Source organism: Myxococcus qinghaiensis, assembly GCF_024198215.1.
GTDB classification, from domain to species: domain Bacteria; phylum Myxococcota; class Myxococcia; order Myxococcales; family Myxococcaceae; genus Myxococcus; species Myxococcus qinghaiensis.
Map to the genome: position 1 here is coordinate 218744 of NZ_JAKCFA010000015.1, position 11809 is coordinate 230552.

General features: G+C 71.3%; 2 protein-coding genes. Both read left to right on the forward strand.

Translation table 11 applies throughout. The features are described from left to right. Positions 1–55: 55 nt before the first annotated feature. Positions 56–8326 (forward strand): non-ribosomal peptide synthetase/type I polyketide synthase, encoded by an 8271-nt coding sequence (locus LZ199_RS27265; protein ID WP_253996685.1) that lies wholly within the window; start codon positions 56–58, stop codon positions 8324–8326. Next, positions 8323–11772 carry an amino acid adenylation domain-containing protein gene (locus LZ199_RS27270; protein ID WP_253996686.1) on the forward strand — a complete coding sequence of 1150 codons (3450 nt, stop codon included), beginning with the start codon at positions 8323–8325 and terminating at the stop codon, positions 11770–11772. The genes LZ199_RS27265 and LZ199_RS27270 overlap by 4 nt, the downstream gene beginning before the upstream one ends. Positions 11773–11809 lie beyond the last annotated feature (37 nt).

Consider the following 11809-nt stretch of genomic DNA (forward strand, 5'->3'; position numbering starts at 1 on the left):
TTCACGTATTGTTGTAATAAATCAACAACACGATTCAAATCAACTAATTCAGATCTTGACAACTTTCGCTCGTTCATCCAGCCCGCCGTCCTCCGGTTCCCCTCGCACGTTCGAGCAGCTCGTCGCGTGGCTCGTCGCCGCCGTGGCCGAGGAAGCGGGTGTACCGCCCTCGGCGGTGAAGCTCGATGAACCCTTCGTCACATATGGCCTCACCTCCAAGGAGGCGGTCTTCCTCACGGGCGAGCTCGCGGACTGGCTGGAGCAGGACGTCTCCCCCACCGCCCTGTGGGAGCACCCGACCATCGACGCCCTGAGCCGGCATCTGGCCGGACGGCTCGCGCCTCCTCCTCCCGCCGCCGAGCCACCCGAGGCGGAGTCCTCCGGGGACCTGGACGACGCCATCGCCATCACCGCGGTGGCCTGCCGCTTCCCGGGGGCGCCCTCACCCGAGGCGTACTGGGCCCTGTTGCAACGCGGTGGCGACGCCATCATCGAGGTGCCCCCGAGCCGCTGGGACTCGCGGCGTTTCCACGGTGCCGGGCCGGGGGCGCCCGGAACGATGAACACGCGCTGGGGCGGCTTCGTCGAGGGGATTGACGCGTTTGATCCGCTGTTCTTCGGCATCTCCCCTCGCGAGGCGCACCGGATGGACCCGCAGCAGCGGCTGCTGCTGGAGGTCGCCTGGGAGGCGCTGGAGCGCGGCGGCCACGCCCCCAAGGCCCTCCAGGGCAGCCGCACCGGGGTGTTCGTGGGCATCAGCACCCAGGACTACTCGCGGCAACAGTTCAGCGACCCCGCCTTGCTGGATGCGTACGCGGGCACGGGCAACGCCCACAGCATCGCCGCCAACCGCCTCTCGTACCTGCTGGGCCTGCGGGGGCCGAGCATGGCGGTGGACACCGCGTGCTCCTCCTCGCTCGTCGCCGTGCACCTGGCCCGCCAGAGCCTCCGCGCCCAGGAGTGCGACCTGGCCCTGGTCGGCGGGGTGAATGCCATCCTGAATCCGGAGCTCACCATCGCCTTCTCCCAGGCGGGGATGATGGCGAGCGACGGCCGCTGCAAGACCTTCGATGCCGCCGCGGATGGCTATGTCCGCTCCGAGGGCTGTGGCGTCGTGGTGCTCAAGCGGCTGAAGGACGCGCTCGCCGCTGGTGACCCCATCCTCGCCGTGCTCCATGGCTCGGCGGTCAACCATGACGGCGCCAGCAATGGCCTCACCGCGCCCAGCGGCGCCGCGCAGCAGGACGTCATCCGTCAGGCCCTGCGACAGGCGCGGCTGTCCCCCGCGAGCATCGGCTACGTCGAGGCCCACGGAACGGGGACACCGCTGGGCGACCCCATGGAGGTCGACGCGCTCCAGGCGGTGCTGGCCCAGGGGCGCGACACGTCACAGCCCTGCTACATCGGCTCCGCGAAGAGCAGCATCGGCCACCTGGAAGCAGCCGCTGGCATCGCCGGGCTCGTAAAGGCGGTCCTGACGCTGCGGCACGGGGAGATTCCCCCTCAGGCCCACTTCCGTCAGCTCAATCCGCACATCGCGCTGCGGCAGCCCGCCTTCCAGATTCCGACGCGGCCCGAGCCCTGGCCCCAGGCACCAGGAGCGCGGTACGCGGGCGTGAGCGCCTTCGGCTTCGGGGGGACCAACGCCCACGTCATCCTCGGCGAGCCTCCCTCGCGTCCCCATGAGGCCACGAGCCCTCCCGCGCGCACCCATCATCTGTTGACGCTGTCCGCGCGGACCGCGCCGGCCCTGCGCGTCCTCGTCGAACACTATCGGGAGCTGCTCGCGTCCTCGGACGCACCCTCGCTGGAGGCGCTGTGCTTCACGGCCGCGACGGGTCGGGACCACTGGCCGCACCGGCTCGCCGTGGTGGCGGGCTCGCGCCAGGAGCTGTCGGAGCGACTCAGCGCGTTCCTCCAGGGAGAGGACGTCCCGGGCCTGCACCACGGCGAGGCGCGGCGAGAGGCGCAGCCGCACGTCACCTTCCTCTTCCCTGGCCAGGGCGCGCAGTACCCCGGCATGGCGCGCGCGCTGTATGAAAGCGCCCCCGTCTTCCGCGAGGCCATCGAGCGCTGCGACGCGCTGCTTCGTCCGCGCCTCGACGTGTCGCTGAAGTCGCTCCTCTTCCCGGGGCCCGGTGACGACGAAGCCCGCGTGCACCAGACGCGCTACACCCAGCCCGCCCTGTTCGCGGTGTCGCACGCCCTGACGGAGCTGTGGGCTTCGTGGGGCGTGAAGCCGAACGCCGTCCTGGGGCACAGCGTGGGGGAGTACGCCGCCGCGCACGCGGCCGGAGTCCTGGGGCTCGAGGACGCGCTGCGCTTGCTGGCGCTTCGCGGCAGCCTCATCCAGGCCTTGCCACCCACGGGGACCATGGTCGCCGTCATGGCGGACGAGGCGACGGTCCGCGCCGCGCTGGCATCCGAGCGCGCCGTGGAGGTGGCTGCCATCAACGGCCCCCGCCATGTGGTCATCTCCGGAGAGCGGACCTCGGTGGAGCGCGTGGTCCAGGCGATGGAGGCACGGGGCGTGGAAGCCCGCCCGCTCCAGGTCTCGCATGCGTTTCACTCGCCACTGATGGAGCCCATGCTCGACGCGTTCGAGCAGGCCGCTTCCGGCGTCGTGTTCCAGCCGCCGCGACTGGCGCTCATCTCCAACCTCACCGGAGCGCCCCTGGCCGCGGCCCCCACCGCGCGGGAGTGGCGCCGCCACGTGCGCGAGCCCGTCCAGTTCTTCCAGGGCATCCAGCGCGCGGCCACGGAGGCGAAGGGCCCCTCGCTGTTCGTCGAGCTGGGACCGCACGACACGCTCCTGGGCATGGCGAAGCGCTGCCTCCCCGAGGGCGGAGCCGAATGGCTCCCCAGCTTGCGTAAGCAGCGCGACGCCTGGGAGACGCTCCTGGGCACCCTGGGCGCCCTCTACGTCCGAGGCGCCCCGGTGGACCTTCGCGCGCTCCACGCGGGCCACGACACCACCCGGGTGCTGCTCCCGACCCATCCGTTCGAGCGCCAGCGCTACTGGCTGGACGCCACTCCCTCTCCTCAGTCCTCGCAGGCTCCCATGACCGCTCCCTCCGCCGTGCACCGTCAGGAACGCATCCTGAGCGAGCTGCGCGCCCTGCTGGCCCGACTGCTCCAGATGCCTCCCGAGCGCATGGACGCGCACGCCTCCTTCCTGGAGCTTGGCGCCGACTCAGTCATCTTGATGGACGCGGCTCGGGCGGTGGAGAAGCGGTTCGGCGTCACGTTGACCATGCGCCAGGTCTTCGAGGAGCTGACGACGCTGGACGCCCTGGCCCGCTACCTGGACCAGACCGTTTCCGCTGATGCCGTGCCCGCGCTCGCGATGCCCACTCCTGCCTCCGAGCCTCTCGCCACGCCCGCCTCCGCCACGTTCACGCCCACGGCCGGCGACGCGGGCCTGGAGCAGATCGTCAAGCTGCAGCTCCAGCTCATGAGCCAGCAGCTCGCGCTCCTGGGAGGAAAAGCCGGGGCCGTCGCCGCCATGCCCACGGGCGCCGCGCACGTGGCCCCCACTGCCACGCCCGCGAGTCTCGCGGCGCCCGGTGTCACGCCCACTGCTCGCGTGGCGCCCACCACCGTCCCCGCGCTCCCGTCCGCTCCGCCGACCAAGGGTGCCTCGCCCTTCGCCTCGGGCTCTCTCAAGGGCACGAGCGACAGAGCGTTGACGCCCACGCAGCGGAACCACGTGGACACGCTGGTGGAGCGCCACACTCGGCGGACCCGAAGCTCGAAGCAGCATGCGAGCGAACATCGCCCTAGGTGGAGCGATGTGCGCTGGCTGATGAACTTCCGCGCGGAGCTCAAGGAGGTCTGCTACCCCATCGTCAGCACCCGCTCACGCGGCGCGCGCTTCTGGGACGTGGACGGCAACGAGTTCATCGACCTCTCCATGGGCTTCGGCGTGCACCTGTTCGGGCACCACCCGCCCTTCCTGGTGGACGCGCTGCGCGAGCGCCTGGAGCAGGGCATGGAGGTCGGACCGCAGTCGGACCTCGCGGGCCGCGCGGCGGAGCTGCTCTGCGAGCTCACCGGAATGAAGCGCGTCACCTTCTGCAACTCCGGCACGGAGGCGGTGATGACAGCGCTCCGGCTGGCCCGCGCGGCGACGGGGCGCTCGAAGGTCGTGATGTTCACCGGCTCCTACCATGGCCACTCCGACGGGACGCTCGTCGTAGGGCGGATGGTCGACGGGGTGCCTCAGTCGCTCCCCATGGCCGCGGGCGTCACGCAGCAGGTCGCGGACGACGTCATCGTGCTGCCCTATGGCGAAGAGCGCTCGCTCGACATCATCCGCGAGCGCATGGGCGAGCTCGCCGTGGTGGTGGTGGAGCCGCTGCAGAGCCGCCGCCCCAACCTCCAGCCCCGGGCGTTCCTCCAGACCCTGCGCGAGATGACGCGCGAGGCGGGAGTGCCGCTCATGTTCGACGAAATCATCACCGGCTTCCGCCTCCACCCCGGCGGCGCCCAGGCGTGGCTGGGCATCGAGGCCGACCTGGTGACCTACGGAAAAGTCGTGGGCGGCGGCATGCCCATCGGCATCGTGGCGGACCGAGGCGGCTTCGTGGACCGCATCGACGGCGGGGACTGGAACTACGGCGATGACTCCTATCCGGCCGTCGAGACGACCTTCGCCGCCGGGACGTTCTGCAAGCACCCGCTGACCATGGCGACGATGGTCGCCACCCTCACTCATCTGAAGACCGAAGGCCCCTCCCTCCAGGAGCACCTCAACCAGCGCGCCGCCCGACTGGCGGAGCGCATCAACGAGGTCTTCCAGCGCGCCCAGGTCCCCGTGGAGCTGGTGCACGGAGGCTCCGTCCTCCGGTTCAACGTGGCCGGCAACTCCAGCTACCTCTTCCAGCCGCTGGAGATGGACCTCTTCTTCTGCCACCTGCGCGACCGCGGCATCTACATCTGGGAGGGGCGCACCTGCATGCTCTCCACCGCGCATGGCGACGCGGAGTTCGATGCCATCGTCCACGCGGTGGCGGACAGCGTCGCGGAGATGCAAGCGGGCGGCTTCTGGCCCCAGCCCCAGCCTGCCCCCGGCCTCCCCGTCCCCACCGCGTCGGAGCGGACCCTGCCGCTGACGGAGGCGCAGCGACAGCTGTGGATCCTCGCCACGGCGAACGAGGGCGGCTCCATCGCCTACAACCTGTCCATGACCCTCCGCCTGGAGGGGGCGCTGCGCGAAGACCCGCTGCGGCGCGCGTTGCAATACGTCGTGGACCGCCATGAAGCCCTGAGAACCATCATCGATGCGGGCGGCGAACGGCAGCACGTCCTGCCCGAGCTCCGCATGGCCCTGCCGGTGCTCGACGTGTCCGCGTTGTCCCCCGCCGCCCGGAGCGACTCCCAGGCCGCCTGGTACGCGAAGGAGAGCACCACCGCGTTCGACCTGCGGCGTGGCCCCCTGTTCCGCGCGCACCTGCTCAAGCTGGACTCCCTGGAGCACCTGCTGGTGCTGACCGTCCACCACGTCGTCGTGGATGGCTGGTCCCTGGGCGTCATCGTCCACGAGCTGGCGGCGGCCTACTCGGCGTTCGTGACAGGGGCCACTCCGGACCTGCCCGCGGTGAAGCAGTCCAGCGACCACGTCCAGTGGCTCAGAGCACAGGAGTCCACGGGCGCGCTCGCGGTCCACGAGCGCTATTGGCTGGAGCAGCGCGTGGAGCGAATCCCCGCCATCGAGCTGCCGACGGACTTCCTCCACCCCGCGTCGCGACGCTTCCGAGGTGCTCGGGAGACCGTTCGCCTGGAGCGCCCTGTCAGTCAGGCACTGAGGGAGCTGGGGCAGCGGCAGCAGGCCACGCCCTTCATGTTGCTGCTCTCCGCGTACACCGCCTTCCTCCACCGGCTGACGGGACAGGCCGAGCTCCTCGTGGGCATCCCCACCTCCGGGCGCGGGTTGGAGGGCGGCGAGGGGCTCGTCGGCTACTGCTCGCACCTGCTGCCCATCTCCAGCCACGCGCGCGGTGACGAGCCCTTCCCTGAGTACCTCCGGGCCCTCAAGCAGGTGCTCCTCTCCGCCTACGAGCACCAGGACTACCCCTTCGCCCGGCTGCTCAACCGGCTGTCGCTGCCTCGCACCACCAGCCACACGCCGCTCGTTGAAGTGACCTTCAACCTGGAGCGCCCGCTCGCCCTGCGCGACATGGGGGGACTGAAGGCGAGCTTCCACTCCCAGCCTGTCGCGTTCGCCGCCTTCGACTTGAGCCTGAACGTGCTCGATGTCGAGGACGGGCTGGTGCTGGACTTCGACTACAACACCGACCTGTTCGAGCCGGCGAGCGTCGCCCGCTTCGCGCGCGGCTTCCGAGCGCTGCTGCAAGGGCTGGTGGCCGCTCCCCAGAGCCTCCTCCACCAACTGCCGGTGCTCACCTCCGCGGAGCACTACCAGCTCACCTTCACCTGGAACGAGCGGAACCGCGCCGCCTACCCTCGCGAGCACCTGGTCCACCAGCTCTTCGAGCAGCAGGCCGCGGCACGGCCCGAGAAGACAGCGGTGGAGTTCGAGGGGCGGCACCTCACCTACGCGGCCCTCAACCAGCGGGCCAACCAGCTCGCGCATCACCTGCGCGCGCTCGGCGTCGGGCCTGGAGTTTTGGTGGGCGCGCTGCTGGAGCGCACTCCGGAGATGCTCGTCGCGCTGCTCGGCATCCTCAAGGCGGGTGGCGCCTTCGTGCCGCTGGACCCGGCCTACCCGACGGAGCGCCTGCGCTTCCTCGTCGAGGACTCCCGCGCGGCCGTGGTGGTGACGCAGGCCGCGCTCTCCGAGCGGCTGCCGACCCTGGACACGAAGGTCGTCCGCCTGGACACCGACGCGGCCGTGCTGGCGGCACGGCCCCTCGGGGACTTGGAGAACCTCGCGCAGGCCACCACGCCAGCCTACGTCATCTACACGTCCGGCTCCACGGGCGAGCCCAAGGGCGTCGTCGTGGGACACGGCGCGTTCGTCACCCACTGCCACGACGTCATCCCGCGCTACCGGCACACGGAGCACGACCGCATCCTCCAGTTCGCGTCGTTCAGCTTCGATGCCTCGCTGGAACAGGTCCTCCCGACCTTCATGGTCGGCGCGACGCTGGTGCTGCGCGGCCCCACGGTGTGGACGCCCGAGGAGATGGCGCGGCGCCTCATCGAGGACCGGCTCACGGTGGTGAACTTCCCGACCGCCTACTGGCGGCAGCTCGCCCAACGCTGGGACGAGTCCCCACCTGACTTCACCGGCCACCACCTGCGCCTGGTCATCGTGGGCGGCGACGCCGTGCTGGCCGCCGTGCTGGAGCAGTGGCAGCGCGGTGCCCTGGGCTCGGTGCGGCTCCTCAACGCCTACGGCCCCACGGAGACGCTCATCACCGCGACGACCCATGAGGTGCCCGCCGCCTCCCCCGGGCAGAAGCCTTCCGCGCGAATCCCCATCGGCCGACCGCTCTCCAACCGCAGCTTCCACGTGCTCGACCGGCATGGGGGGCCTGTCCCCATCGGAGTCGCGGGAGAGCTCCACATCGGCGGTGAACTGCTCGCGCTCGGCTACCTTCACCGGCCCGAGCTGACCGCGCAGCGCTTCGTCGAGGACCCGTTCTCCAGCTCACCTCACGCGCGCCTCTACAAGACGGGAGACGTGGTGCGCTACCTGCCGGACGGAGCCCTGGAGTTCCTGGGGCGCACGGACCACCAGGTCAAGGTGCGCGGCTTCCGCGTCGAGCTGGGCGAAGTCGAGTCCGCCCTCAGCCGGCACCCGGCCCTGCGGGCAGTGGCCGTCACAGTCCACCACGAGCCGGTGGAGGGAAGCGGTGGCTCCGACAAGCGGCTGGTCGCCTACGTCGTGCCCGACGCGACCGCGAGCGTCACTCCGGCGGACCTGCGCAGGTTCCTCCTGGAGACGTTGCCGGACTACATGGTGCCCGCCTTCTTCGTCCTCATGGACGCCCTGCCCATCGCGCCCGGCGGGAAGGTGGACCGCCACGCGCTCCCAGCCCCCGACCCGTCCGCGAACGCGACCCTGCGCCCCTTCGTCGCGCCACGCACGCCCACCGAGTCCACGCTCGCGGAGCTGTGGATGAAGGCCCTGCGCGTTCCGCGCGTGGGCATCCATGACGACTTCTTCGAGTTGGGCGGAGACTCGCTGCTGGCCACCCAGGTGGCCTCGCGACTGAGGGAGGCGCTCCAGGTGGAGGTATCCCTGGAGCGGCTCTTCAAGGCGGCGACGCTCGCCGACCTGGCGGAGCACCTGGACACGCTCCTCTGGGCCACGGGCCCGCGAACAAGTGACACCGCGCGCGAGGAGGGCGAGCTGTGAGCCTCCCCGCTCCGCGCTCCATCGACGAGGTGATGCGCCACCTGCGCGGCCTGGACATCCAGCTCTGGCTGGAGGGCGAACGCCTGCGCTTCAGCGCGCCACCGGGGGCGCTGACTCCGGAGCTGCAAGCCGAGCTGAAGTCGCGCAAGGACGAGGTCATCGGGTTCCTCCAGCGCGCCACGGTGAGCACGCGCGGCGTCGCGGAGTCCATCGCTCCCCGACCGAGTGACGAGGCCCCCCCGCTGTCCTCCAGCCAGCAGCGACTGTGGTTCCTGGAGCAGCTCGAGGGACCCTCCGGCGCCTACACCATGCCCGCGGCCCTGCGCCTCACGGGCGCGCTGGATGCCGACGCCCTGACGCGCGCGCTGAGCGCCATCGTCCGGCGCCACGACGTGCTGCGGACGCGCTACGCCTTGGATGGAGGGCGGCCCGTCCAGCGCATCCTGCCCGGCGTTGACGTGACAATGGAGCGGGTGGACCTGGCGTCGCTGTCCGCCGAGGCACGGCGCGCGGAGGTCCAGCGCCTGGCGGCCGAGGAGGCGCGCGCGTCGTTCGACCTGACGAAGGACTCGCCGCTGCGCGTGCGCTTGCTCCGACTGGAAGAACACGAGCACGTGCTGCTGCTCACGCTGCACCACATCGCCAGCGACGGCTGGTCCCTGGGCGTGCTGATGCAGGAGCTGGCCGCGCACTACCAGGCCCTCACCTCCGGTAGGGAAGCCACCCTGCCGGCACTGCCCATCCAGTACGCGGACTACGCGCACTGGCAGCGGCGGCGCGCGGAGGATGGGACCTTGAAGCCGCATGTCGAGTGGTGGCGAGCGCACCTGGCCGGCGCTCCAGAGCTGCTCGAGCTGCCCACGGACCGGCCCAGGCCCGCGGCGCAGCGCTACCTCGGCGCCACGCGGCGCTTCACCGTGCCCCTCGCCCTCGTCACGCGGCTCAAGCAGCGCGCCCGCGATGCGGAGGCGACGTTGTTCATGACGCTGCTGACCGCGTTCGGCGTGCTGCTGTCCCGCTACAGCGGCCAGCGCGACGTGGTGGTGGGTGCGCCCATCGCCAACCGGCCGCCTCGGACGGAGGCACTCATCGGCCTCTTCGCCAACACGCTCCCGCTGCGCGTGTGCCTGGACGGAGACCCGAGCTTCGCGGCGCTGCTCCGTGACGTGCGCCGCGACACGCTCGCCGCCTACGAGCACCAGGAGGTGCCCCTCGAACAGCTCGTCGAGGCGCTCCAGCCCGCGCGCGACCTGAGCCACCCTCCCCTGTTCCAGGCCCTGCTCACCCTCCAGAACACGCCTCCGGCCCCGCTGGCGCTTCCCGGGCTGACGTTGGAGTTGATGGAGGTGGAGAGCGGGACTTCGCAGTTCGACCTCGCGCTGTCGCTGGCTGAGACCGAGCGGGGCCTCGTCAGCGAGCTGACCTACAACAGCGACCTGTTCGACGAGGCGACCTCCGCGCGGATGACGGCGCACTTCCTGGGCTTGCTGGAACAGGTGGCGACCACTCCGGAGCGCGCGGTCTCACGACTGGCCCTGCTGTCCGAGACGGAGCAGGCCTCCCTGCTGCGCGATTGGAACGCCACGGAAGCCGAGCTCACGGGCCCGCGCACCGTGCATGCGCTCTTCGAGGCCCAGGCCGCGCGCCGCCCGGACGCCACCGCCGCCCGCTTCGGCGCCCACTCCCTCACCTACGCGCAACTGGATGCGCGGGCCAACCAACTGGCGAACCATCTGCGACACCTGGGCGTGGGGCCAGGGCAGCGGGTGGGACTCTTCCTGGAGCGCGGGCTGGAGCTGCTCGTCGGACTGCTCGGCATCCTCAAGTCGGGGGCGGCCTACGTCCCGCTCGACCCGATGTACCCGGCGCCTCGGCTGATGCACATCCTCGAGGACAGCGGCGTTACCGCGCTGGTGACGGAGCCGGAGCTGGCGGCCCTCATCCCCGACTGGCGCGGACGCACGCTCCGGTCCTCCGACGCCGCCCAGGCCCCGTCCGCCTCGGCGGGCGCGACCACCGGGGGCTCCGACCTGGCGTACGTGCTCTACACCTCCGGCTCCACGGGCTTGCCCAAGGGCGTGGCCGTCCCGCATGAGGCCGTGGCCAACTTCCTGATGTCGATGGGGCGCGAGCCCGGGATGACCGAACGGGACACGCTGCTCGCGGTCACGACGGTCGCCTTCGACATCTCCGTGCTGGAGCTGTTCCTGCCCCTGAGCGTGGGCGGGTGCGTGGTCATCGCCAGCCAGGAGGAGGCGGTGGATGGCACGCGTCTGATGCCGCTGGTGACGGCGAGCGGCGCCACGATGATGCAGGCCACGCCCTCCACCTGGCGGATGCTGCTGTCGCTGGGCTGGTCCGGCCTCCCCACGTTGAAGCTCTTGTGCGGCGGAGAGGCCCTGCCCTCCGAGCTGCTCGCCCCGCTGCGCGCGCGCTGCGCGGAGCTGTGGAACATGTACGGCCCCACGGAGACCACCGTGTGGTCCACGGTGTCGCGGCTGGAGGCGGGCGGCCCGATTACACTCGGCCATCCCATCGCCAACACCCAGGCGCACGTGCTGGATGCGTGGCTCCAGCCCGTGCCTCCCGGCGTGGTGGGCTCGCTGTATCTGGGCGGACTGGGCGTGGCCCGTGGCTACTTGAACCGTCCTGACCTCACCGCCGCGAGCTTCGTGCCGGACCCGCACGCAGGGCGTCCAGGCGCACGCCTCTACCGCACCGGAGACCTGGCGCGGCGGCGGGCCGATGGCTCGCTGGAGTTCCTGGGGCGCGGCGACGGACAGGTGAAGCTGCGCGGCCACCGCGTCGAGCTGGGGGACATCGAGGCGCAGCTCGCCCGCTACCCCGGCGTGGCGGAGGCCGCCGTACGCCCGTGGGGACCGGCCGGCGACCCGGTGCTGGTCGCCTACGTCCAGCCCGTCCCAGGCACCGCCCTCGACGAAGCGGCTCTGCGCGAGCACCTGCGCTCCCATCTTCCCGCGTACATGCTGCCCGCGCACTTCGCGGTGCTGGCGTCGTTCCCTCGCACGGCGAACAACAAGCTGGACCGCAAGGCGCTGCCTCCGCCCGCGACGGACTCGCGCGCCTCGGCCGCGTACGTGGCGCCGCGCACTCCTGACGAAGCGCGCCTCGCGACCATCTGGTGCGAGGTGCTGGGAGTGGAGCGCGTCGGCGTGGACGACCACTTCTTCGCCCTGGGCGGCCACTCGATGAAGGCCGTGCAGGCACTCGCGCGCATCCAGGAGGGCTGGCGCGTGGACGTGGCCCTGCGCGTCCTCTTCGAGCACCCCACCCTGGGCGCCATGGCGAAGCACCTGGAGATGCTTCGCCCCAGCGAGTCGCGGCCCGCGCCGCCCCCGTTGGTCGCACGCCCCCGGCAGGCGCGCCGCGTCCAGGCGGACTCGCGCGCCGAGCTGAACCTGCCGGACCCCTCCCAACACGATTAGCGCCGCCCCCTCTCGGGGCCGCCTCCACCTCTTCGCA